At 40.9% G+C, this 23816-nt stretch carries 26 protein-coding genes and 1 riboswitch; of the genes, 17 read left to right on the top strand and 9 right to left on the bottom strand.

Features of this window, described 5'->3' with window-relative positions:
- A complete protein-coding gene (locus ACNQGS_RS19605) occupies window positions 1–222 on the top strand; it encodes a hypothetical protein (RefSeq protein WP_491488821.1) in 222 nt (73 codons plus the stop codon).
- A gap of 53 nt (window positions 223–275) precedes the next feature.
- On the opposite strand, the gene ACNQGS_RS19600 is transcribed toward ACNQGS_RS19605, so the two are convergent.
- On the bottom strand, window positions 276–785 hold the full coding sequence (locus tag ACNQGS_RS19600; RefSeq protein WP_491488820.1) for a DoxX family membrane protein: 510 nt from the start codon (window positions 783–785) through the stop codon (window positions 276–278).
- A 247-nt stretch (window positions 786–1032) separates the two neighbouring features.
- A complete protein-coding gene (locus ACNQGS_RS19595) occupies window positions 1033–1542 on the bottom strand; it encodes a DoxX family membrane protein (RefSeq protein WP_491488819.1) in 510 nt (169 codons plus the stop codon).
- A gap of 248 nt (window positions 1543–1790) precedes the next feature.
- On the opposite strand from ACNQGS_RS19595, the gene ACNQGS_RS19590 reads away from it, so the two are divergent.
- The 3 genes from ACNQGS_RS19590 to ACNQGS_RS19580 are packed head-to-tail and all read left to right on the top strand — an operon-like array spanning window position 1791 to window position 3760.
- Window positions 1791–2498, top strand: a complete 708-nt coding sequence (locus tag ACNQGS_RS19590; RefSeq protein ID WP_491488818.1) for an MBL fold metallo-hydrolase — start codon at window positions 1791–1793, stop codon at window positions 2496–2498.
- Window positions 2499–2510: 12 nt separating this feature from the next.
- Window positions 2511–3086 carry a TetR/AcrR family transcriptional regulator gene (locus ACNQGS_RS19585; RefSeq protein ID WP_491488817.1) on the top strand — a complete coding sequence of 192 codons (576 nt, stop codon included), beginning with the start codon at window positions 2511–2513 and terminating at the stop codon, window positions 3084–3086.
- A gap of 56 nt (window positions 3087–3142) precedes the next feature.
- Window positions 3143–3760, top strand: coding sequence for an exonuclease domain-containing protein (locus tag ACNQGS_RS19580; RefSeq protein ID WP_491488816.1), 618 nt, complete (start codon window positions 3143–3145; stop codon window positions 3758–3760).
- A gap of 98 nt (window positions 3761–3858) precedes the next feature.
- On the opposite strand, the gene ACNQGS_RS19575 is transcribed toward ACNQGS_RS19580, so the two are convergent.
- The 3 genes from ACNQGS_RS19575 to ACNQGS_RS19565 all read right to left on the bottom strand — a co-directional run bounded on the left by ACNQGS_RS19575 (window position 3859) and on the right by ACNQGS_RS19565 (window position 6617).
- On the bottom strand, window positions 3859–4731 hold the full coding sequence (locus ACNQGS_RS19575) for an SDR family oxidoreductase (RefSeq protein ID WP_491488815.1): 873 nt from the start codon (window positions 4729–4731) through the stop codon (window positions 3859–3861).
- A gap of 157 nt (window positions 4732–4888) precedes the next feature.
- Window positions 4889–5320 (bottom strand): VOC family protein, encoded by a 432-nt coding sequence (locus ACNQGS_RS19570; RefSeq protein ID WP_491488814.1) that lies wholly within the window; start codon window positions 5318–5320, stop codon window positions 4889–4891.
- Window positions 5321–5528: 208 nt separating this feature from the next.
- The gene (locus ACNQGS_RS19565) at window positions 5529–6617 is read right to left on the bottom strand and encodes a citrate synthase/methylcitrate synthase (protein WP_491488813.1); all 1089 of its coding nucleotides are present in this window, start codon (window positions 6615–6617) and stop codon (window positions 5529–5531) included.
- Between the two features lie 108 nt (window positions 6618–6725).
- Between ACNQGS_RS19565 and ACNQGS_RS19560 the strand changes: the two genes are divergently transcribed.
- Complete coding sequence (locus ACNQGS_RS19560) at window positions 6726–7604, top strand: LysR family transcriptional regulator (RefSeq protein WP_491488812.1); 879 nt, start codon at window positions 6726–6728, stop codon at window positions 7602–7604.
- Window positions 7605–7659: 55 nt separating this feature from the next.
- On the opposite strand, the gene ACNQGS_RS19555 is transcribed toward ACNQGS_RS19560, so the two are convergent.
- Together ACNQGS_RS19555 and ACNQGS_RS19550 are read right to left on the bottom strand one after the other, a co-directional pair.
- The gene (locus ACNQGS_RS19555; RefSeq protein ID WP_491488811.1) at window positions 7660–8184 is read right to left on the bottom strand and encodes a DinB family protein; all 525 of its coding nucleotides are present in this window, start codon (window positions 8182–8184) and stop codon (window positions 7660–7662) included.
- 126 nt (window positions 8185–8310) lie between these two features.
- Entirely contained in the window at window positions 8311–8835 is a 525-nt protein-coding gene (locus tag ACNQGS_RS19550) for a QueT transporter family protein (protein ID WP_491488864.1), read from the bottom strand.
- Window positions 8836–8859: 24 nt separating this feature from the next.
- Window positions 8860–8904, bottom strand: a riboswitch (PreQ1 riboswitch).
- A 101-nt stretch (window positions 8905–9005) separates the two neighbouring features.
- Here ACNQGS_RS19550 and ACNQGS_RS19545 point away from each other — a divergent pair.
- From ACNQGS_RS19545 to ACNQGS_RS19525, 5 genes are all read left to right on the top strand, one after another.
- Complete coding sequence (locus ACNQGS_RS19545; protein WP_423801027.1) at window positions 9006–9194, top strand: DUF4177 domain-containing protein; 189 nt, start codon at window positions 9006–9008, stop codon at window positions 9192–9194.
- A gap of 218 nt (window positions 9195–9412) precedes the next feature.
- The gene (licT, locus tag ACNQGS_RS19540) at window positions 9413–10246 is read left to right on the top strand and encodes a BglG family transcription antiterminator LicT (RefSeq protein ID WP_491488810.1); all 834 of its coding nucleotides are present in this window, start codon (window positions 9413–9415) and stop codon (window positions 10244–10246) included.
- A 358-nt stretch (window positions 10247–10604) separates the two neighbouring features.
- On the top strand, window positions 10605–12479 hold the full coding sequence (locus tag ACNQGS_RS19535; RefSeq protein ID WP_491488809.1) for a beta-glucoside-specific PTS transporter subunit IIABC: 1875 nt from the start codon (window positions 10605–10607) through the stop codon (window positions 12477–12479).
- A 99-nt stretch (window positions 12480–12578) separates the two neighbouring features.
- The gene (locus ACNQGS_RS19530) at window positions 12579–13988 is read left to right on the top strand and encodes a glycoside hydrolase family 1 protein (protein ID WP_491488808.1); all 1410 of its coding nucleotides are present in this window, start codon (window positions 12579–12581) and stop codon (window positions 13986–13988) included.
- A gap of 140 nt (window positions 13989–14128) precedes the next feature.
- On the top strand, window positions 14129–15571 hold the full coding sequence (locus tag ACNQGS_RS19525; protein ID WP_491488807.1) for a glycoside hydrolase family 1 protein: 1443 nt from the start codon (window positions 14129–14131) through the stop codon (window positions 15569–15571).
- Between the two features lie 231 nt (window positions 15572–15802).
- Here the strand turns inward: ACNQGS_RS19525 and ACNQGS_RS19520 are convergent, their stop codons facing one another.
- Both ACNQGS_RS19520 and ACNQGS_RS19515 read right to left on the bottom strand, forming a co-directional pair.
- Window positions 15803–16117 carry a DMT family transporter gene (locus ACNQGS_RS19520; protein WP_491488806.1) on the bottom strand — a complete coding sequence of 105 codons (315 nt, stop codon included), beginning with the start codon at window positions 16115–16117 and terminating at the stop codon, window positions 15803–15805.
- A gap of 1 nt (window position 16118) precedes the next feature.
- Window positions 16119–16478: a DMT family transporter gene (locus ACNQGS_RS19515; protein ID WP_378587412.1), complete on the bottom strand. Its 360-nt coding sequence runs from the start codon at window positions 16476–16478 to the stop codon at window positions 16119–16121.
- A gap of 207 nt (window positions 16479–16685) precedes the next feature.
- On the opposite strand from ACNQGS_RS19515, the gene ACNQGS_RS19510 reads away from it, so the two are divergent.
- The 7 genes from ACNQGS_RS19510 (at window position 16686) to ACNQGS_RS19480 (ending at window position 23789) form a co-directional block, all read left to right on the top strand.
- Window positions 16686–17078: a globin domain-containing protein gene (locus ACNQGS_RS19510; RefSeq protein ID WP_491488805.1), complete on the top strand. Its 393-nt coding sequence runs from the start codon at window positions 16686–16688 to the stop codon at window positions 17076–17078.
- Window positions 17079–17181: 103 nt separating this feature from the next.
- A complete protein-coding gene (locus tag ACNQGS_RS19505) occupies window positions 17182–17328 on the top strand; it encodes a hypothetical protein (protein WP_491488804.1) in 147 nt (48 codons plus the stop codon).
- A gap of 109 nt (window positions 17329–17437) precedes the next feature.
- Window positions 17438–19105 (top strand): glycoside hydrolase family 13 protein, encoded by a 1668-nt coding sequence (locus tag ACNQGS_RS19500; protein WP_491488803.1) that lies wholly within the window; start codon window positions 17438–17440, stop codon window positions 19103–19105.
- Between the two features lie 455 nt (window positions 19106–19560).
- A complete protein-coding gene (locus ACNQGS_RS19495; RefSeq protein ID WP_491488802.1) occupies window positions 19561–20865 on the top strand; it encodes an ABC transporter substrate-binding protein in 1305 nt (434 codons plus the stop codon).
- A gap of 180 nt (window positions 20866–21045) precedes the next feature.
- Entirely contained in the window at window positions 21046–21906 is an 861-nt protein-coding gene (locus tag ACNQGS_RS19490) for a carbohydrate ABC transporter permease (RefSeq protein WP_213146749.1), read from the top strand.
- Window positions 21906–22718, top strand: coding sequence for a carbohydrate ABC transporter permease (locus ACNQGS_RS19485; protein ID WP_213146453.1), 813 nt, complete (start codon window positions 21906–21908; stop codon window positions 22716–22718). Before ACNQGS_RS19490 ends, ACNQGS_RS19485 begins: the two co-directional genes overlap by 1 nt.
- A 51-nt stretch (window positions 22719–22769) precedes the next feature.
- Window positions 22770–23789: a LacI family DNA-binding transcriptional regulator gene (locus tag ACNQGS_RS19480; protein ID WP_491488801.1), complete on the top strand. Its 1020-nt coding sequence runs from the start codon at window positions 22770–22772 to the stop codon at window positions 23787–23789.
- The last annotated feature ends 27 nt before the right edge of the window (window positions 23790–23816 follow it).

Here is a 23816-nt window from a genome sequence, read left to right as displayed (position 1 = left end):
ATGATAAGAGCGGCGGTTGCAGGTGTTGTAGGTTTCATTTTGATTTTTATTGAATCCATGATTGTCATGAAGTTTAAAGGCTATGCTACGATAGAATTCGGCGGCCTTACGCCATTTATTAACGTTTGGGCAATGAATTTCTTTGCTGTTTTTGCTATCCTTACACAAGTTACAAATTGGTACGTTAACAGACATAGCTTCGAGGAAGATAACAGCTATTAATGTGTAAAACAAAACACCCCCATCTCAAGCTGAGAGATAGAGGTGTTTTTTTGTTAAGCAGTTTGTTTAACAGGGGCGTTTGCTTTTAAAACTGTTTTGCGGAAGAATGGTACAACCCAGCGGTCTAATCCGATGCGGCCTGCATTGTAGCCTGCAGCTAAGATAATCACGCCAAGGAAAATGTCAGTAGGAATATGAGATACAGTTCCTGCAAGGAAGAACGCAAAGTTCATGACTAAAGCAAAGAATGCAGCGGCAGTAGTTAAGCAGCCTAACATTAATCCTAAACCGACTAAAACTTCTCCCCAGGGAACGATAAAGTTAAAGATGTCGACGTTTGGAAGGGCGAAGCCTTTTAAGAATTCAACATACCAGCCATAAACAACGGCACCATCAGGACCTTTTACAGGGTTGGCAGTCACTCCTTTTAAAAATCCTGCGGCATCAAAGCCTCCAGTCAATTTATGAAAACCGGCAGTGAACCAAGAATATCCGAGATATAAACGTAAGACAGTTAAAATACCAGCAGCAATTTTGTTTTCTCTTAACCATGTGGCAAACATTTGAAACATCTCCTTAAAAGGTTTTATAAGTTTTAAATAATTTCTACACTGTAAATATATCAAATTTAGTTTGAATTGAGTGGTTTATGTTCACTAATTCACATATTCGTAAAAAAGCTTTGAACACTTTGTTACATGAAGATTTTATAAATAAAAATGGCCAAAATCATCTAATCTCAGGCTGAAAGAATTTGGTCAGAACAAAATAAAATCGCCTCAGTTCGAGTTGGAACTGAGGCGATTATTGTTAAGCATTTATTTTAACTGGATCGTTTGCTTTTATAACTGTTTTGCGGAAGAAAGGAACAACCCAACGGTCTAGACCGATGCGGCCTGCGTTGTAGCCTGCAGCTAAGATTATCACGCCAAGGAAAATGTCAGTAGGAATGTGAGATACAGTACCTGCAAGGAAGAACGCAAAGTTCATGACTAAAGCAAAGAATGCAGCGGCAGTTGTTAAGCAGCCTAACATTAATCCTAAGCCGACTAAAACTTCTCCCCAGGGAACGATAAAGTTAAAGATGTCGACGTTTGGAAGGGCGAAGCCTTTAAGGAATTCAACATACCATCCATAAACAACCGCACCATCCGGACCTTTTACTGGATTAGCAGTCACTCCTTTTAAAAATCCTGCGGCATCAAAGCCTCCAGTTATTTTATGAAAACCTGCAGTAAACCAAGAATACCCAAGATATAAACGTAAGACAGTTAAAATACCAGCGGCAATTTTGTTTTCTCTTAACCATTTGTTAAGCATTTGAAACATCTCCTTAAAAGGTTTATAAGTTTTATATAATTTCTTTTCTACACTGTTAATATAGCAAATTAAAATTGGATTGAGCGCTTTTTGGTAGCTAATTCACATATCCGTAAAAAAGCTTTGAACAATTTGTTACATACTGGAAGGAAAGATAATTTAGGAAAATTTTTCAAATAAACCTCTTGATTTAACTAATGTTATTAGTTAAAATAAAACTAACGATATTAGTTAAGGGGTTGGTCATAATGAGAATGATCAAGAAGGGATATTTGTATCAGGTAACGTTTATGGCGAAGGTGTTTCCAGTAAATTGCTACTTAGTGGAAGAAGACGATGGTTTAACCCTAATTGATGCGGCCATGGGTTTTGCGGCAAAAGGAATTTTACAGGCAGCCGAGAGAATTGGAAAGCCGATTACTACAATCATCTTAACCCATGCCCATGAGGACCATGTGGGAGCATTGGATCTGTTAAAGGAAAGGCTTCCCGATGTACCTGTTTATATTTCGGCTAGGGATAATCGTTTAATGTCAGGCGACCGTTCCCTTGATTCACACGAGGATCAAACTCCAATTAAAGGTGGTGTTCCTAAAAATTTGAAAACCAGGGCAAGTGTTTTATTGAAGGAAGGGGATGAGATTGGCTCCCTGAGGGCGGTTGAATCATCGGGCCATACTCCGGGATCGATGGCATTTCTTGATATACGGACGAAGGCATTAATTGCAGGTGACGCGTTCCAGACGAGAGCAGGTATCGCAGTAGCAGGGGATATAAGACCATTTTTCCCATTCCCAGCTTTTGGCACATGGAGCAAACCAACCGCATTAAAAAGTGCCAAGAAGCTGGCTGCTTTAAAACCGAGTTTACTTGCCATCGGCCACGGAGAAATGGTAGAAAATCCTGTAGAGGCCATGGAGCTAGCTATCAAAAAATTGGAACAGAAATTACTTTAAAGGAGTATTAAAATGGTTAGACCTAAAGTTGGACTTGATTTATCAGAAATACTGGAAGCGGCGGGAGAGCTTGCAGACCACAATGGGATGCAGGAGGTTACATTGGCAAACCTGGCCAAAAGGCTCAGCATCCGCCCGCCTTCTCTTTATAATCATTTCGATGGCCTGCCTGGATTAAGGAAAAAGCTAGCCATCTATGGACTTAATTTATTGTATGATGAATTGGCCCAGGCGGCCATCGGAGTATCAGGCACCCAGGCACTGCTTGCGATTAGTAGAGCTTATGTGAGTTTTGCCAGGAGGCATCCCGGTGTCTATGAGGCAACCTTGATGGCGCCGGACACTGAAGATCTTGACGTCCAGAAGGCCGGCGCAAAGATAGTCGACCTTTCTGTTCGGGTCCTGCAGGCTTTTCATCTAGAAGGCGACCTGGCCATCCATGCAGTAAGAGGACTGCGGAGTGTCCTGCACGGATTCTCCTCCTTGGAGCAAAGAGGCGGCTTCAAAATGTCATTGTATTTGGATGAGAGCTTGGAGATTATCATAACAGCGTTTATAAACGGTTTAGAGATTCGTGGGAATTTTTAAGCTATGTGAGGGTTGATTGGAATCTGGTATAATAAAGGAAATTTTTGATTTAAGGAATGATTATTTTGCAAAGACAGGCGAAATTAGGTTTATTGTTGGATGTGGAAACGACGGGGCTGGGACCGACAACAGATGAGGTTATTGAACTGGCCCTGAAGTTATTTTCTTTTAGTACGGAAACGGGCGAAATACTAGAAATTTTGGAGGAAGAAGCCTTTTTAAGAGAACCTCTTTCCAGTTCGGCACGTAGAAATTATGACAGGGCCTATCAGGTCCATGGTATTGCATATGATATGGTTCGGGGAAAGAGCTTCTATGATGAAAAAATAAAATCCTACTTTCAGCGTACAGATTCGGTTTTTGCTCATAATGCCTCCTTTGACCGCAGTTTTCTTTACCATATGTATCCTGAGGTTAATGATTTGCAGTGGTTTTGTACAATGCGTAATGTGCCTTGGAAACAGTATGGCTTTCCCAATGGAAAGTTAATTACCCTTTTGCAAGCCCATGATATTACAAACTATCAAACACATAGAGCGATGGACGATATTACATACTTGATGGAACTGCTCAAGCGGACAAGTCCAAAAGGGAACCGATATCTGCAAGAGGTTCTTGATTTCGGACCGATGAGAAGGTACCAGCCGGCTGCATCAAGGGCGAAAATGGGTTGATTGTATCCAATTGGCGCCCAAACTATTGAAAAAACGAGTGTAATGGTCGCCAACTGAGTTTCAGAAAAAAACGCATCGGTAAGCCCGATGCGTTTTTTCTACCCGTTAATAATCGTCCCACCATTCACATGAATCATTTGCCCGCTCATATAGGATGAATCCTCCGAGGCTAAGAAAACATAGCTTGGCGCCAGTTCATGAGGCTGCCCGGCACGCCCCATAGGAGTATCTGATCCGAAAGTGGCGACCTGGTCCGCCGTAAAGGTCGATGGAATAAGCGGAGTCCAGATTGGGCCAGGCGCCACCCCGTTCACACGGATTCCCTGTGTCGCCAACGACATGGCTAATGAACGGGTGAACGACACAATCGCTCCTTTTGTTGCCGAGTAATCAAGCAATTGCTCATTTCCATGATAGGCTGTTATGGAAGCTGTATTGATGATGGATGCTCCTTTTTTCAAATAAGGCAGTGCCATTTTCGTCATATAAAAATAGGAGAAAATATTGGTTCTAAATGTTTTTTCTAGCTGCGCACTAGTGATATTTAATATACTTGGCTGCGGGTGCTGCTCTGCAGCATTGTTGACCAGTATATCCAGCCTGCCGAATTCATCGATCGTTTTCTTCACAACATCCTTGCAGTAGTCCTCATTGCCAATATCGCCAGAAAAGAGAAGGCATCTTCGTCCTTCAGCTTCTATTATTCCTTTGGTTTCCTCAGCATCCTGATGTTCTTCTAGGTATACAATTGCTACATCTGCACCCTCTTTAGCAAAATAAATCGCAACTGATTTTCCAATTCCACTGTCACCGCCAGTAATAATCGCGGTTTTACCGGATAATTTTCCAGCCGGCTTATAGTTGGAATCAACGGAAATCGGCTTTGGATTCATTTCACTCTCAGTACCCGGCTGATGGTTTTGATGCTGCGGCGGAAACGTCTGCTTTTTTTGACTTTTATTGCTGCTCATTTTCTAACCCCTCCATTGATTTTCATCTCTCGTTAGTGTTAGAAATATGAGGGGAATTATGATGTTTAAAAATAAGTCTTAGTAGTGGGAGCCTCTTAAATACACAAAGGCTCTGTTCCATTGCTGCGAACAGAGCCTTTTGTTATTGGATAAGATATTATTGGTGCGGTTTGCCTTCTGTGAAAATTTGGAAGGTTATGCCGAATTTATCTGTTACTTGGCCATAGGCAGGGCTAAAGAAAGTTTCCTGTAAAGGCATTCCAACTTGACCGCCTTGGGAAAGTCCTTCAAACATTTTCCTTGCTTGGTCTGCATCATTGGTTGAAATACAAATGGTCACTTGATTTCCGCTTTGATGATCCTGTCCAGGGAAGGTGTCGGAAAACATTACTTCTGAATCACCAACTTTAATGGTCGCATGACTTACCAAATCCTTGGCTTCAGCAGGAAGAGGGTATTCCGGGTTTTCAGGCATTTCACCAAAACTTTGAGAGAATAAAACCTGTGCATCCAGTGCCTGTTGATAAAACTGGATTGCTTCCTTAGCGGTACCGTTCATCACGAAATAGGGGATTAATTTTACTGACATGAACATTCACTCCTTAAACCCATCAAAATTTATTAGTTAACATTTTAGTAATGAGGCCTCCATTGACCAACAGCCATTAAAAACAACACAATTTCTATTATTAACCAATAATTTTATTATAAGACACAGAACGAATGTTCGTCAACTATTTTTAAAAAGTGATACCGCCTGGGAGGATAGGGAATCGCAACAATTAGTGTGTTTTGTTCTATTTGAATGTTCCAATATATTTGGATTGCGGCCGGTAGATGGTATTGTTTTCAGATTGTTCTAGAATGTGGGCTGTCCAGCCGACGATTCTGCTTGCAGTGAAGGTTGGTGTGAAAAGGACTGCGTCCATGTTGATGGCTTTCATGATAGCTGCGGCGTAGAATTCTACATTTGTATAAAGGGAGCGGCCGGGTTTTAATTCCTCTAAAACTCTTACTGCAGTTTTTTCTGCTTCCATAGCGAGATCAAGCCATGTATCTTGACCAACTAGCTCCCGTAATTTGGCCTTTAAGGCAATAGCACGCGGGTCGTGGGTTTTGTACACCCGATGTCCAAATCCCATTAATCTTTCACCCTTGGATAATTTATCTCGCATCACCTTTTCAGCATCTCCGGCCGCCGCAATCTCATCCAAAAGTTCAATGACTCCTGAAGGGGCGCCGCCATGAAGCGGTCCTTTCATCGTTCCAATCGCTGATGAAACGGCTGATACTAAATCAGATTCAGTTGATGCGGTCACCCTTGCTGAAAAGGTGGAGGCATTCATGCCATGTTCAAGTGTCAAAATCATATACGTTTCGAGTACCTCCACATGGGCTTCTAATGGGATCGAACCATTAAGCATATAAAGGTAATTAGCCACATGATCCAATTCATTCAACGGAGGAACAAACTGTTTACCTTCCAGCTGTCTTTGCCGGTATGCAATGATTGTCGGGGCAAGGGCGGTTATACGAATAGCCTGTGACACAGTCGGCTTCCAGGCATAATTGAAATTCCCGGCTTCAGCTGAAATAGCTGTTCTCATCACACTCATTAGGTCCATACCAAAAGGAAGCAGATCGATTAACTTTTTTATATTTTCCGGTAGCTCACGGTTGCTCTTTAACTCACTTTTCAAAGCTCTTAACTGTACTTCATCAGGTAAGTAGCCATGCCAGAGCAGATAGGCAACTTCTTCAAAAGAATAACGATTAGTAAGCTTTCCGATTTCATATCCCCGATAAATAAGCTCTCCCTTTTCACCATCAATATGACTGATCAATGTTTCGGCGGCGATAATTCCTTTTAAACCCTTCTGAATCATACCAAATCTCTCCTTCCTTTATTTGTTAATAGTTTATATAATAAATTTGATTAATGAAATTAAATAATTTTAAACGAATTGATTAATTTCTTTAATAAGGAGGAGAATATGGAATTCCAATGGCTTAACACATTTATTACGGCAGCTGATTGTGGGAATTTCCGCAGAACGGCGGAAATCCTTTATATTTCTCAGCCATCTGTAACGGTTCATATAAAACAATTGGAACAAGAGCTTGGGATTCAATTATTTGATCGGGATGGAAAAAAAGTAAAACTAACTGAAGCGGGGAGGAGATATTTGGTTCATGCAAAAAAACTGATAGAGATTTATCAGGGTGGGCTCGAGGACATTCACTCATTTAGTCAAGGCTACACAACGAAATTTTCCATTGCCATATCACCGCTAATCGCAGATACAATCCTGCCATATGTTTTAAAAAGCTATACAAACAAGCATCCGGAAGTAGAGATTTCGGTTAAAATTATTGAATCGGTTGGTATTGAAGAGGCGGTAATAAGGGAAGAAGTAGATATCGGGTTGTCCTGTTTAAACAGCCTTCATCCTGAATTGATTAGTGAGCTTTTATATAGGGATAGGGTTATGCTAGTTGCGCCTCACGATGGGAGAGATTCCGAAACAGCACCGCCTTTAGATGAAGAAGAGGTTTTAACATCGAACTATTTGTTAACCCATAATCACCCAGGTTACTGGGATGGTCTTTGCCATGCAGTAAAAACCAAATATCCAAAAGTAAGAATGATGAAAGTATCACAGGTACACATTACAAAAAGATTCATCGTTGAAGGGCTGGGTGTCTCTTTCCTTCCGACATCAACGGTCAGAAGAGAACTGCTAGAAGGTAGGCTTTTAGAGGTAGACTGCCAAACCATCCACCTACCCGAAGCAAACACCTACGCCATCATGAAATACAGCCACTCCAAACAAAAAGAATTTCTTGAGTTTATCTCAAACTATCGGATTTAAAAACAGTGTCCGCCTGAGGCGGACACTGTCCACGAGCGGTGCCTGACACCACCCGTTATTTCAAATTAGTTAAGTATCGTTCTGTCACGATGCTGAGGTGGTGGATTGCATGGCCGGCGATGATGTACGCGATGGCGCGGGTGGTGACCTCCGTGCCATTGGCGTTGCCAACATTTGTCCAGGCTGACTCTGGCATGTTCTCGACCAGAGTGATTGTTGCTTTTCTGACTGCGATGAAGTCAGCAAGAATAGATTTTAGTGGCAGCTCGCCCATTTGTGCTCCAGCCACATAATCATTTTCATTAAAACCTGCCAATGGAGTCTTGTCGCCGCGGCCTACTCGAAGCAGGCGGTAGCTCATGATCCTCTCGGTATCTGCCATATGGCCAAGTACTTCCTTGATCCTCCATTTACCAGGTTCATAGCGGAATTGCGCATCTTCCTCTGAAATCCCTTCGAAAAGAGAAACCACTTTTTCAAGACTTTCCTTAAGAACCTGCAATAAATCTCCTTCTGGAACTAACTGAACATACGGTACATAATAATCTGGAAACTCATTGTTATTAGGACGCTGCAACATTCGAAAAACCCCTTTCAAAAGTCTGAAAAATTAACTACCTTCATTTTAGAGTTTTTTTGAAATAAATACCATAAAAAAGAGCTGCCGCCTGGGGTGTACCCCTGAAGCAACAGCTCTTGAAATCTTTTATTTAAAGATTTTATCAAAATGAACGCGTTTGTTAATGAAATACATGACTGGCATGCCGACAGCCATTACAACGAATTCCCCAACTGCAGTAGTTAACCATGTAAATAGGAATGGCAGATTGAACGCCAAATGCAGTTCAATCGCAATGAGAAACATCGTAAAGGTGAACACTAACGTATTCACAATCATCCGAGTCCAGATTCCTTTAATAAACCGCGCACTTAAAATCGTAATGACCAAAGCAATCAAAGATTGGCCAACTCCGAAAATGAGGTCATAGGCCTTCATTGGCGAGAAAAATAAATTCGTTAGAAATACCCCTAAAATGATCCCGTAGAGATACTTTTTATTGAAAACGATGAGATGGTTAAACATCTCTGAAACGCGGAATTGTACCTGGGTAAACCCAAATGGCTGTATTAACGCCGAAACTGCGATGTACAAAGCCGCGATAATCCCGTTTACAACAATTTCCCGCACCTTGCTGTTTGCAGCGCCCGAATTATACTGGGCGTCTAGCATATTTGTTGTTTTTTCCATATTCATTTCTCCTTAGTTTTTTATAGTGGGAGGTTCTCGAACCACTTAAGGTAATATATTAACAAACTATTATATTAATACATAAAAAAATGGCAGTCAATTACATTTTTTGGGATAATAAGAATATACAAAACAAAATGCGGAGGGGAAACATGTACGAATATAAATTTGAAAAAATTGAATTAAGCAAATTAAGCGGAAAACCTAAAGGGGATTATCAGGAACTTATTCATCAGAACGCGAGGAACGGCTGGAGGTTGGTCCAGATTTTTGCGCCGGGAATTGCTGCATATGGGTCTGCGGCTTATTACGAAGCCATATTTGAAAGAAAAGTAGATTAAAGAAATACTAATAATAAACTGAACATTATCCATCAAAGACCCTCGATAAGAATTGCGCCTGGATTAAAAGAATGATAAAATCTAACCAAATAACTTCAAATTTTAGGATTGTTACTGGCTAATCAGGCAAAACCTATGACTAATGTTCTTTAGATCATTAGTTTTAGGTTTTTTTATTTTCCTTTTTATCACAAATATTCCACAAATAGGTGATTTATATGAAAATCGCAAAGGTAATCAACAATAATGTTATAAGCGTTTTGGATGAACATAATAAAGAATTAGTCATTATGGGCAGAGGGCTCGCGTTTCAAAAGAGACCTGGCGATATTGTCGATGAGAGCAAAATCGAAAAAGTCTTCAAACTCGAAAACAAAGATGTTTCCGAAAGATTTAAAACGCTATTGTACGATATTCCGCTAGAATATATGGCCGTTTCTGAAGAAATCATCAACTATGCAAAAGAAAAACTAGGGAAAAATCTGAATGACAGCATCTATGTCTCCTTAACCGACCATATACATTTTGCAATTGAACGGCATCAGAAGGGCATTAATATTTCAAATGCTCTGTTGTGGGAGATTAAAAAGATTTATCAAGACGAATTCGCTATAGGGCGGGAAGCGTTAAAAATGATTCAAACCAAACTTGGTATTTCGCTTCCGGAAGATGAAGCTGGCTTTATTGCGATGCATATAGTAAATGCGGAACTAAACGATGAGATGCCAAACCTAATCAACATAACCAAACTCATTCAGGATATTTTAAACATCGTCAAGTATCATTTTAAAATCGAACTTGATGAGGAATCCTTAAATTATTTCAGGTTCCTTACCCATCTTAAGTTTTTTGCACAGCGCCTTTTCAGCGGTTCACATTTAGATAGCGAGGATGATTTTCTTTATAACTTAGTGAGAGAAAAACATAAAGAAGCATTTGCCTGTGCGCAAAAAATTAAAGATTATATTTATAAAGCCCATCAACATGAGATCACAAAGGAAGAAATGGGCTACCTTGCCATTCATATTCAGCGCGTGGTGAATCGAAACTAGTAAAATTTTTTGGAAAGATAGCGTTGACACCTAATGAAAGCGCATGCTAGTATGTGATTACAAATTAATATTAATTTATTAGGATTGTTACTGATTTTGCAGGCAAAACCTAAATTGCTAACCAGGCTTTATGCTTCGGTGTGCAGTTTAGGTTTTTTTATTTCCCAAAAAGGCGTTCCTCACCTGGTCCGGACAGGAAGCACCGCCTAAAGTAAATCAAAAAGTAAATATTTAGAACAGGATTGTTACTGGTCATGCAGGCAAAACCTAAGTCATAAAGAATGTTTCAGGGACGCTATGTCTCCGGCTTCTTAATGGCTTAGGTATTTTTTTTACCCAAATACTAGAGGTGATAAAGATGTCGAAAAACGAAAGATTAGCTAAAGAAATTCTTCAGCTAGTTGGCGGAGAAGAGAATGTAAATTCACTTGTTCACTGTGCAACAAGACTGCGTTTCGGATTAAAGGATAAATCAAAAGCAAATAAAGTGAAGTTAGAAAAAACAGACGGTGTCATCACCGTTAAAGAAAGCGGCGGGCAGTTCCAAGTGGTAGTAGGAAACAATGTACCGGAAGTGTATGCGGAGATCGGAAAAATCTCAAACATCACAAAGGATTCAAAAAGCTCTTCCGCTAAAGATAGTGGAGAAAAAGGAAATTTCTTAGGTAAAGCTGTAGATGTTGTATCCAGTATTTTTGCACCGCTTCTTGGTCTAATGGCAGGGGCCGGTATCCTTAAAGGATTATTGTTAATTGCTGTGAATTTTGGCTGGATAGTCAATACGGATACAACTTATACGATTTTATACGCGGCAGCAGATGCGATGTTCTACTTCTTGCCAGTATTGTTAGCCATTACAACCGCACGTAAATTTGGCGGAAATATCTTTGTCGCCGTTACGATTGCAGGTGCATTGCTCTATCCGTCGATTGTGGCGCTTAAAGCGACTCCACCTGAAGGCGGAATCCATTTCTTTGGGATTCCAGTTACGATGATGAGCTACTCATCAACGGTTGTTCCAATCATTCTATCCATCTTCGTCATGAGCAAGCTGGACATTTTCTTTAATAAAAAGATTCACGAAAGCGTTAAAAACTTCGTTACTCCGTTATTGTTATTAGTAATTATGCTTCCATTAACATTGTTGGTATTTGGTCCAATCGGTGTCAATGCAGGTAATGCTGTAGCAAAAGCAATGGTCGCAGCATTCGCATTTAACCCAATTTTAGCTGGCGCGATCATGGGTGCAAGCTGGCAGTTACTCGTCATGTTCGGTATTCACTGGGGCTTGGTTCCGGTATTCATTAACAATATTGCCGTTCACGGAAGAGATGGTGTAAAGCCGGCCGCAACTGCTTCTGTTTTTGCTCAAACAGGTGCGATGGTCGGGGTTATGTTAAAAACGAAGAACAAAAAATTAAAAACATTAGCAGGTTCTGCTGCGATCACTGGTCTTTTTGGCATTACGGAACCGGGAATTTACGGTGTAACATTACCACTTAAAAAACCATTCATTGCTGGGATCATTGGTGCGGCAATCGGTGGGGGTATCATTGGTTACGCTGGAACAAACGCATTTGCTTCTGGCGCTCCTGGATTATTGACTTTACCAATCTTCTACGGACCAGGCGGCCAAGGGTTTACTGGTCTAATTATCGGTATCGTAGTGGCATTCCTAGTATCTGCAGGTCTTACTTATGTTTTAGGTTTTGAAGATCCTGTTGAAGAAGATGTAACTGCCCCGGACATAGCAACTAGCAGTGAACAAATTGCCAGCCCTATTACAGGAAAAGTAGTTAACTTAACGGATGTATCTGATCCTGTTTTTGCTTCGGAATCAATGGGAAAAGGAATTGCCATTGAACCGTCTGTTGGCCGTGTTGTATCGCCTGTAAATGGTGTAGTAACGGTTGCTTACAAGACAAAGCATGCTATCGGTCTTATTTCCGAGCAGGGTGCAGAAATCTTAATTCATATTGGTATCGATACTGTCCAATTAGATGGAAAATACTTCACTTCCCATATTAAACAAGGTGATCAAGTTTCAGTTGGAGATTTACTAGTAGAATTCGATATCGAAAAAATCAAACAAGCAGGCTATGAGGTTACAACACCTGTCATTGTTACGAACTCCAGCACCTATACGGAAGTAACAGCAGCAAGACAAGGGAATATTGGCGAAAAGGAACCAATCTTAATCCTAGATATCCATACTAAAGAAGGTATTGCATAGGTAGTCATACGTACTGCTTCATAGATTAAAAACTTAATAAAATATATGGTTTTAGCTGTAGCTAAAGCCGTATATTTTTTTGAAAGAGAGGAATAAAATATGAAACACGCTCAGCTAAAACCATTTCCAAAGGATTTCTTCTGGGGAGCTTCTACCTCCGCCTATCAAGTCGAAGGAGCATGGGATGAGGATGGCAAAGGTCCGTCTGTCATTGATATGCGTCAGAAATACCCAGAGGGAACCACTGATTATAAAGTCGCAAGTGATCATTATCACCGTTATCAAGAAGATGTTGCACTAATGGCAGAGATGGGTTTTAAAGCATATCGCTTTTCCATCGCCTGGACACGAATTATCCCGAATGGAACAGGAGAAGTAAATCCAAAAGGGCTGGAATTCTACAGCAATTTAATCGATGAACTTATTAAAAATAAGATTGAGCCCATTGTAACGATGTATCACTTTGATTTGCCCTATGCGCTTCAAGCACGCGGCGGCTGGTCAAATCGTGAAACGATTGATGCCTTTGTGGAGTATGCGAAAGTGCTGTTTGAGAACTATGGTGATCGTGTGAAATATTGGCTGACGATTAACGAACAAAATATGATGATTATGCATGGGAAGGCACTTGGAACTCTGGATCCAAATTTAGAAGACCCAGACCGAGAGCTTTATCAGCAAAACCATCATATGTTAGTGGCGCAGGCAAAAGCTATGGACGTTTGTCACCAAATGCTGCCACAGGCGTTAATTGGACCGGCTCCAAATATTTCCTATATATATCCTGCCAGCTCGAAGCCGGAGGATATATTGGCAGCGCAAAACTTTAATTCAATCCGCAACTGGCTGTACTTAGATGCGGCAGTATATGGACGTTACAATAAGACAGCTTGGAGCTTTTTGGAAGAAAAGGGCTATGTTCCAACCATTGTCGAAGGCGACATGGAAATATTAAAAAATGCCAAGCCTGACTTTATTGCGTTCAACTACTACACGTCTAAAACAGTAGAAGCAAGCAATGGGGAAGGTAGTGATAAAAATAATACTGGAGACCAGGAAATTGTCATTGGTGAAGCAGGTGTTTATAAGGGGCACAGCAATTCGAACCTGCCGAAAAACGAATTCGGCTGGGAAATTGACCCGATTGGCTTCCGTACAACCCTAAGGGAAGTGTATGACCGCTACCAGCTGCCAGTCATTATTACGGAAAACGGCCTTGGTGCCTTTGATAAGGTGGAGGAAGACGGCACCGTTCGTGACCCGTATCGGATCGATTATTTGAAAAAACACCTTGAACAAATGCAGCTTGCGATTACGGATGGAGTAGAAGTGTTTGGCTACTGCCCTTGGTCAGCGATTGATTTGATTTCCACTCACCAGGGGGCGAAGAAACGCTACGGCTTTATTTTTGTCGATCGCGAGGAATTTGACTTAAAAGAATTGCGCCGGATCCCAAAACAAAGCTTCTATTGGTATAAGGAAATCATTGCTAGCAACGGAGAGAAATAGTAATCAAACTAATGGGGCTGACGAGGAAACTTTGTGTCAGCCCTTTGCTTATATTTTCCTCTGACGGACATCTTTCAGGCAAAAAAAACAATAATAAAGAAAGTACATAATTGATATTTAAAGAAAAGGATGATTTTTGAATGGAACATAACCAACGAAGATTCCCCGAAGGATTTCTATGGGGCGGGGCAACGGCGGCAAACCAAATAGAGGGCGGATTTCGCGAAGGAAATAAAGGCTTGAATATCTCAGATGTTTTGCCGGGCGGAAAAGAGCGTCTGAAAATATTGATGTCGCCTGGCTTTAACTTTGAAATTGATCATGAGAAATATAGGTACCCGAACCATGAAGCAATTGATTTTTATCATCGTTACAAGGAAGATATCGCCTTATTCGCGGAATTGGGCTTCAAAGTATTTCGGATGTCGATTGCGTGGACGAGAATTTTCCCAAATGGTGATGAGCTAGAACCGAATGAAGCGGGTTTGGCTTTTTATGACAGGGTCTTTGATGAATTACATAAGTACGGAATTGAGCCCGTAGTGACCATCTCTCACTATGAAATGCCGCTGCATTTGGTCAAAGAATACGGAGGCTGGAGAAGCCGTCAGGTGGTTACTTTCTTTGAAAGATATGCAACGGCGCTTTTTAAGCGCTATAAGGATAAAGTGAAGTATTGGATGACTTTTAATGAAATTAATGGCGCCTTGAAGATGCCAATCATGAGCATGGGCTTCTCGCCTGACAGAGAAGATGGCCGTTATCAAGAGACCTTTCAGGCTTTCCACCATCAGTTTGTCGCCAGTGCTATCGCGGTTAAAGCTTGTAAAAAAATCATACCAGATGCACAGATTGGCTGTATGATTCTGTTTGCACCTGTTTATTCTTACGATAGTAACCCGGAAAACGTCCTCTATGCCTTAAAAGAAGAGGAACTATTTAATTACTTTTGTGCAGATGTTCATGTGCGCGGCGAGTACCCTTCCTTCATTAAGCGCTTTTTTAAGGAGCAAAATATACAACTAAAAGTTCTTGATGGGGACTTGGAATTAATCAAACAAGGAACGGTGGATTATATTGGCTTAAGTTATTACATGTCCCGTACTGATAAAAAAGTTAAGGCTGAAGAGGAAAAAGCGAATGGAAATATTGTCGGAGGAGTGAAGAACCCATTCCTGAAAGCAAGCGATTGGGGCTGGGAGATTGACCCTGTTGGTTTGCGCATCAGTTTAAACAGGCTTTATGGTAGATACCAGGTGCCGCTATTTGTTGTGGAAAATGGTTTGGGGGCATACGACCAAGTAGAGGAAGACGGCTCCATTAACGATGATCACCGGATTGATTACCTTCGTGAACATATAAAAGCCATGGGAGAAGCTATTGCTGATGGTGTAGAGCTAATGGGCTATACAAGCTGGGGCTGTATTGATTTAGTCAGTATGTCTACTGGTGAAATGTCCAAGCGTTATGGATTTATCTACGTCGACAAGCATGATGACGGCAGTGGTACATTAGAGCGTAAACTGAAAAAGTCATTCCATTGGTATAAAAATGTCATTGCTACCAATGGGGAGCAACTATAGTATTAAAAAAATCGGTATCTTTTTGAGGTACCGATTTTTCCATTTGTATTTCAGAATGGCGTCATTTTAGGATTCGCAGATATAATTGAAAATTCGCGGATATATTGAAAAATTCGCAGATATAATCGGAAATTCGCAGATAAAATGAAAAATTCGCAGATATATTCCAAAAATTCGCAGATATGATTTTCCGCAATGAAAAAATATGCAAATTCTGTACTTCCCGGCACTTTACGAAACTGAACGCAACCCGATAACTCCCACAATAATCAACCCAACACTAACAAACCGCCCGATATTTTTTGATTCACCGAACAAAAACATATTAATCAAAACGGCACCGGCCGTACCGATTCCGATCCAGACAGCATAGGAGATACTTACCTGCAAATATTGAAAAGACGTATATAAAAATCCGAATGATGCGCTGAACCCGCCAATATAGAGCACGCCATTTTTCAATGTTTTCTGCTGACTGTACAATTTTAACCCGGCGGCACCAATAATCTCACTTACACTTGCCAAAACGACAAATAACCACCCCACCTTAGGCAGCCTCCTTCGCCGTTTCTTTTTTCCCATCCGTGTTGTCCGCCAAATTCAAACCAATCACCCCAAGCACAATAATCGCGATAAACAAAAGCTTGCCGCTGCTGAATCCTTCCCCAAAAAGGAAGACATCCATCATGACGGTCCCAATCGTGCCAACACCGGAAAAAACGGCATAAACTGTTCCAGTCGGTAGTTCTTTGCAGGCTTCCGGCAGAAAGTGAAAATCGGTAAAAATAATCGCGATGACGATTGCCCACTGCCACCAGGTTTCAGCGACATTAAATCCATACACCCACATTAATTCAAATAAACAAGTTAAAGCTACGAATAACCAAGCTTTTTTCAATCGTCTCACCTCATGAAAGCCAGCTTTTTAAAAAGCCAGCTTAACCTATAGTATATTAGGATATCACAATCGCTAAAAAAATTGATTCAAACCGAATTAAACACAATGGGAAATTGTGTATTCGTTAGAAAGTGTGATATAAATCACGAAACACCGTCAGGTAAATCAGTATAATAATAAAAACAGGGAAAATTTTGCAGAGGAAGGTGTAGAACTTTGGAATACCAACTAAAAACACTTTATTCGGAAATCGGCGGCCAAGAGACGATTGATAAACTGGTGGAAGCTTTCTATCCGCGCGTCTATGCCGATCCTGATTTAGCTCCATTATTTGAAGGGGATATGGAAGAAATCAAACGGAAGCAGAAATTGTTCCTGCCGCAATTTACAGGCGGTCCGGCACTCTACAGCCAGGAATTCGGCCCTCCTGCAATGCAACACCGCCATCTCCCGTTCGAAGTGACACCAAAACGGGCGAAATGCTGGCTTCGCTGCATGAAGGAAGCTTTTCAAGAAATCGGTCTTGACCAGACCCCTGCAGGACAGGCATTCTATGACCGCTTAACACAAGTAGCCGGCATTATGGTGAATAGCCCAGACCATGAATAAATCGTGAAGATCCTCATCAACACAGAGGATCTTTTTTATGCCCACATTATCCTGCATAGTTTTATTTATAAAAGAAATGATAGAAATTGGAGGTGCTTGAAAAATGGCAAAGAAAAACACTCCCAATTCAATCCCCTATAGTATTTGGGATACCAAATTAGATAATGAGCAAATAGAAATGAACGAAAAAATTACTGAAACAATGAAAGGTAGTATTGCAGAACAAAAATCAACGGAGCAACAGGATTAACAGGCAAAAAGCAGTCATTCGGGTTGCTTTTATTTTGTATTGGCAGCCCTTTCAAAATAAGACCGTTGTGTTATGATGTAGGTGTTATTGAAGGGAAGGAGCAGCAAAAATGAATACAACTGACCAATGGTGGAAAAAAAGCGTCGTTTATCAAATCTATCCGCGCAGTTTCCGTGATTCGAACGGGGATGGAATTGGCGACCTTCCGGGGATTATTGAAAAACTGGATTATCTAAAATTACTAGGTGTCGATATCATCTGGCTGAGTCCAATCTATGATTCGCCAAACGATGATAACGGCTATGATATCCGGAACTATCAGGAAATCATGAACGAATTTGGAACGATGGCTGATTTTGACCTGCTTCTTGAAGAAATTCATAAGCGGGATATGAAGTTAATGATGGACCTAGTCGTCAATCATACTTCTGATGAACATGAGTGGTTTGTCCAATCGAAACAATCTCAGGACAATCCTTATCGTGATTACTATATTTGGCGGGAAGGCAAGGACGGAAAAGAACCGAATAACTGGGGGTCTTTTTTCAGCGGCCCGGCCTGGGAATACGATGAGGCGACGAATGAATATTATTTGCACCTTTTTTCAAAAAAACAGCCCGACTTAAATTGGGAAAACCCAAAGGTTCGCCAAGAGATTTACCAGATGATGAAGTTCTGGCTGGAAAAGGGTGTCGACGGCTTCCGGATGGATGTCATCAACATGATTTCCAAAGCTCCAGGGCTGCCGGATGGAGTGCTGCATAGCGGGCAATTATTTGGTGACGGCGCTCCTTATTTTATGAATGGCCCTAGAATTCATGAGTTTTTACAAGAAATGAATAAAGAAGTTTTGTCTCAGTACCCAACCATCTCAGTCGGGGAAATGCCTGGAACCACTCCGGAGGATGCAGTTCTCTATACGAATCCAAACCGCCGTGAAGTGAACATGATTTTTACGTTTGAGCATATGGACCTTGACAGCGCACCCGGTGGAAAGTGGAATCTCAAGCCTTTAAATCTCCTCGATTTAAAAGAAAACTTGGCCAAATGGCAAACAGCTATACATAACAGGGGCTGGAACAGCCTGTACTGGAACAATCACGATCAGCCTCGGATTGTCTCACGTTTTGGCAATGACGAAGAATATCGGGTAGAATCAGCAAAAATGCTGGCCGCGTGCCTGCACTTTATGCAAGGAACACCTTATATTTACCAAGGCGAGGAAATCGGTATGACCAATGTGAAATTCAAATCTCTTGAAGATTACCGTGATATTGAGACGATCAATATGTACAAGGAACGGACATCTCAAGGATATTCCCATGAGGAAATCATGGCATCTATTTATGCAAAGGGAAGAGATAATGCCAGAACCCCGATGCAATGGGATGATTCGGAACATGCAGGTTTCACCACGGAAACCCCTTGGATTAAGGTGAACCCGAGGTATCAAGAAGTAAATGTGAAGAATGCTCTAGATGATAAGAATTCTATTTTTTATTTTTATCAAAAATTAATCGCCTTAAGAAAGGAACTGGACATTATTGTCGAAGGTGATTTTCAATTGCTGCTTGAAGACCACCCCGAATTGTTTGCTTATGAACGTAAATGGAAAGAAGAATGCGTGATTGTAATTTGCAATTTTGGGGATAAGGACGTGGTTATAGAAAATGAACTTTTGACAAGAATTTCTGATTACAACGTCATTCTTTCAAATTACGAAGGCTCAAACTTAGAAAAACTCCGGCCATATGAAGCAGTCGCTTTAACACGCTAATTAACCAAGGGCCTGAACCCGAACTGTCCTGATTAAAGATGGGGATCCAGGCTCTGCAAAAAAATGTTTGCACATTTAGCCCGGAAGTGTTAATATGAATCTACCGATTAGTGCAAACGTTTTCACTAATTGCTACATAATGAGATAGGGGGTCTTAATAGACAAAGGCTGTTATACGCAGTTAAATTGAATTGTTGCCTGCTAGATTTATTATGTTTTTTTGCACTTTTGCGCAAACGGTTTCGCAAAATAGTATTTTGATAGATGAGAATTTCGACTTTCTTTTAACAAATTAGTCAGATTTTTTACTATACGGAATTGTGCAAACGATTTCGCAAATCTTTAATAGAGTATTAGAAGTCGTATCTGTCAATACTACCTACATCTCTGTCAATATGGTAGCTGCGCAAAAGACGATGTACCAAAAATTATTATGCAAAGCATGGGGGTAAATGATGAACAAGAAAAAGTTATTTTCCGGCATAGGTGCAGGGGTTTTATCGCTAAGCCTTCTTTTAACTGGATGTGGAAACGCTGATAAGGGCTCTTCCAACGAAAGTTCAAAAGGCAATGTGACAATTGATGTTTTCCAATTTAAGGTTGAATTTAAAAAGCAATTTGAAACAGTTGCTAAAAAATATGAGCAAGAACACAAGGGTGTAAAAATCAACATCACGACTGTTGGCGGCGGTGAAGATTATGGTGCGGCCCTTAAATCCAAATTTGCTTCTGGCAAAGAACCAGCCATCTATAACATTGGCGGCCCGCAGGACGTAGAAGATTGGCAGAAGAAACTTGCTGACCTTTCTGATACTGAAGCATCAAAAGCGGCCTTAAAAGGTACTCTTGATGGAGTATCAAAGGACGGAAAAATTCTTGGTTTACCGTACAACCAAGAGGGCTACGGTTTGATTTACAACAAAGCTGTATTTGAAAAAGCCGGCATTGATGCAAAATCAATCAAGAGTTATGCTGACCTAGAAAAAGCAGTTAAAACATTAGATTCCAAGAAAAAAGAACTTGGACTTGAAGCGGTATTTGCTCTTCCTGGTAAAGAAACTTGGGTAACTGGTCTTCACTTATCCAATGCGTTCCTTGCTCCGGAATTTGATAACAACGTATTAAACGCATATAACGCGAAAAAAGTTGACTTCAAATACGGCGATGCATTCAAGAAAGTGCTTGATCTGCAAAACGATTATTCAGTACAGCCAACTGTAAGCTTAGATTACTCTAAGCAGGTTGAAGAATTGTTCTCCCTGCAAAAAGTAGCATTGATTCAGCAAGGTAACTGGGTATATGGCTCCATCGAAGGCATTGACAAGGAATTTGCCCAAAAAGGCATCGGCATCCTGCCAATCCCTGTTGAAGGCTACAAAGAAGATGCGATTCCTGTAGGGATTCCAATGTACTGGGGCGTAAACAGCAACAAGGACAAAGCAACTGTTGCTGAATCGAAGAAATTCCTAGACTGGTTATATACTTCTGACGAAGGTAAAGCAGCGGTTATCAACGATTTTAAATTTATCCCTGCTTATGATGGCTTTGATGCATCAAAAATCAGCGATCCGCTTTCAAAAGAAATTTATCAATATGCCCAAGATGGCAAAACAATTGGCTGGACATTCATGGGTTACCCAACTGGCTGGGGACAAAACGAGCTTGGCGTGCAAATCCAGAAATACTTGAGCAAAGAAGCTAAGTGGGAAGAAGTTGTGAAAGCTACTCAAGCAGCCTGGGAGAAATCCAGAAATAAATAATCAATGAACGCTAAGGCGTTGTTCTAACACAAATTTATAATGGGTCCTTAACAAAAGGACCCATTATTGTTTGAGAGACAAGCGGCTGGTTCGTAAGGAAGCTTCCCCTTATCAATCAGCCCCTTTTCTCTCATTATAAAACGAGAGATAGAGATTATTGCTTGGAGGTTTTTTACCATGATGCGTACTCGGGATTTATCCTATTGGCTATTTTTAGCACCAGTTCTGTTGGCCTTATCTATGGTTGTGATCGTCCCGCTGGTATTTGGTATATATTATTCTTTTACTAATTGGAACGGAATCGAAGTAGGCAGTTTCGTTGGCCTTGAGAATTATTTGGCCATTTTGGATGATAAGGAATTTTTAGATTCCATGTGGTTTACTGTGAAATTTTCAGTAGTTTCCATTATTCTGATTAACCTTTTTGGCTTATCTTTAGCCCTTATTGTCACTTCGAAAATTAAATCCAATAAGTTCTTAAGAACGATTTTCTTTATGCCAAACTTAATTGGCGGCTTGATTCTTGGCTTTATCTGGCAGTTTATTTTCATTAAAGTGTTTGCTGGAATTGGTTCAGTGTTTGGAATTCAAAGTTTAGAAGGCTGGCTTTCTACTACCCAAACAGGTTTCTGGGGACTTGTCATTTTAATGAGCTGGCAGATGTCCGGATACATCATGGTCATCTACATTGCCTATTTGGAAGGCGTGCCTGGTGAATTGATAGAAGCAGCAGAAATTGACGGAGCAAGTCCATTCCAACGTCTCCGCTATATTATTTTCCCATTAGTCGCACCTGCTTTTACAGTCAGCATGTTCCTGACTTTGTCCAATACGTTCAAGCTTTACGACCAAAACTTATCGCTTACTGGCGGAGGACCATATAACTCCACACAAATGGTGGCAATGGAAATTTTTAAAACGGCCTTTACTGAAAGTGAAATGGCGTATGCGCAGGCAAAAGCGGTTATTTTCTTTGTGATTGTTGCTGTCATTTCCTTAACACAGGTATACATCAATAAGAAGAGGGAGGTTGAAATGTAATGAGGAAAAATAAATGGCCCATTGAGATCCTAGGTATTATATTAGGTCTTATCTGGCTCTCTCCCTTCTACTTAATGATTGTGAACTCCTTTAAAACAAAGCGTGAAATGTTCGAGGATACACTAAAGCTTCCGGCAGGCTTTAACTTCGATAACTATATCGAAGCTTTTACGGAGCTGAATTTTCTTCAAACTTTCATGAATTCCGTGTTGATTACAGTGGTCAGCGTACTGGTGATCATTGTTTTTTCATCGATGGCAGCATATGCTTTATCGCGGAATAAAAGCAAAATCAGTAGTTTTATATTCTTCCTGTTTGTTGCAGCAATGCTGATCCCGTTCCAATCAGTTATGATTCCATTGGTGACGATATTTGGGAAATTAGAAATGTTGAACCGCGCTGGCATTATCTTTATGTACCTCGGATTTGGCGCCAGTTTATCGATCTTTTTATATCATGGTACATTAAATAGCATTCCTAAATCATTGGATGAAGCAGCCACTATTGACGGAGCTAACCGATTCCAAATCTTTTGGTATATCATCTTCCCAATGTTAAAACCAATTACGGTCACCGTCGCGATTTTGAATACGATCTGGATTTGGAATGACTACCTGCTTCCATCCTTGGTTATTAACCAGGAAGGAATGGAGACGATTCCGCTCAAGATGTTCTTCTTCTTTGGAGAGTATACGAAGCAGTGGCATCTGGCCCTTGCCGGACTAACCATTGCGATTATTCCAGTCATCATTGCTTATTTCTTTGCCCAGCGTGAAATTATTAAAGGGATTTCCGAAGGTGCAGTTAAATAACAAATTTACTATATAATAGAATCAAACTTTATTGGCTTAGGGGGAAGCACTGTGGTAACGATTAAGGATGTAGCAAAGGCAGCTAATGTGGCGCCCTCAACGGTTTCTCGGGTGATAGCCAACAATCCGAGAATCAGTGAGAAGACTAAGAGGCGTGTGAAAGAGGTCATGGAGGAATTAGGATACTATCCTAATTTGCAAGCAAGAAGTCTGGCCGCCAAAAGCACCCAAACGATCGGTGTCATTATGCCGAACTCAGCCTATCATGCTTTCCGCAACCCGTTCTTCCCTGAAGTCTTACGAGGAATCAGCATGAATGCCCATGACAGCAAATACGGGATTTACCTTTCCACAGGTTCAACGGAGGAGGAGATTCACGAGGAAGTGCTGTCGATGGTAAATGGGAGAAGGGTCGATGGGATTGTCATGTTATATTCACGGGTCAATGATCGCACCATGCAGTACCTTTCCGAAATAGACTTCCCATTTACCGTAGTGGGCCGGCCAAGCACCTATGAAGAACGAATTACGTATGTTGACAACGATAATATTTTTATAACTAATCAGGTGACAAAATATTTGATTGACCTTGGTCATAAAAACATTGCCTTCGTGGGCGGGAATTTGGACTTTGTTGTCGCTCATGACCGTTTAAATGGTTATCGAATGGCTTTAACAGAAGCGGGTCTTCCCGTAAATGAAGCCTATTTGGTTCATGAAAGATTTGTTAATGAAAATGGACGGGATGCCATTCAATCTTTGATAAATTTGGAAGTGCAGCCAACTGCATTTGTCACCCAGGACGATTTAATGGCGTATGAAATCATCAGCCACTTGGATGCTTTGAACATTCGAGTGCCAGAAGATATTTCGATTATCAGCTTTAATAACCTTTCATTATCGGAGCACTCGAAGCCTCCATTAACGTCAGTGGATATCGGTACCTTTCAACTCGGCCAGGTGGCAACGCAATGTTTAATTGAAAAAATTGAGCATCCAGATACCCTGCCAAAACGAATTACAATCCCGACGAAGCTGATTGAAAGAAAATCATGCGCACCAAAAAGGTAAGTACTAACAATGGACTAACAAATAGAA

This window comes from Neobacillus sp. PVCKKU3 (assembly GCF_058323225.1).
The sequence above is the reverse complement of the archived record's forward strand: the minus strand, read 5'-3'. Positions and strand labels throughout refer to the sequence as shown.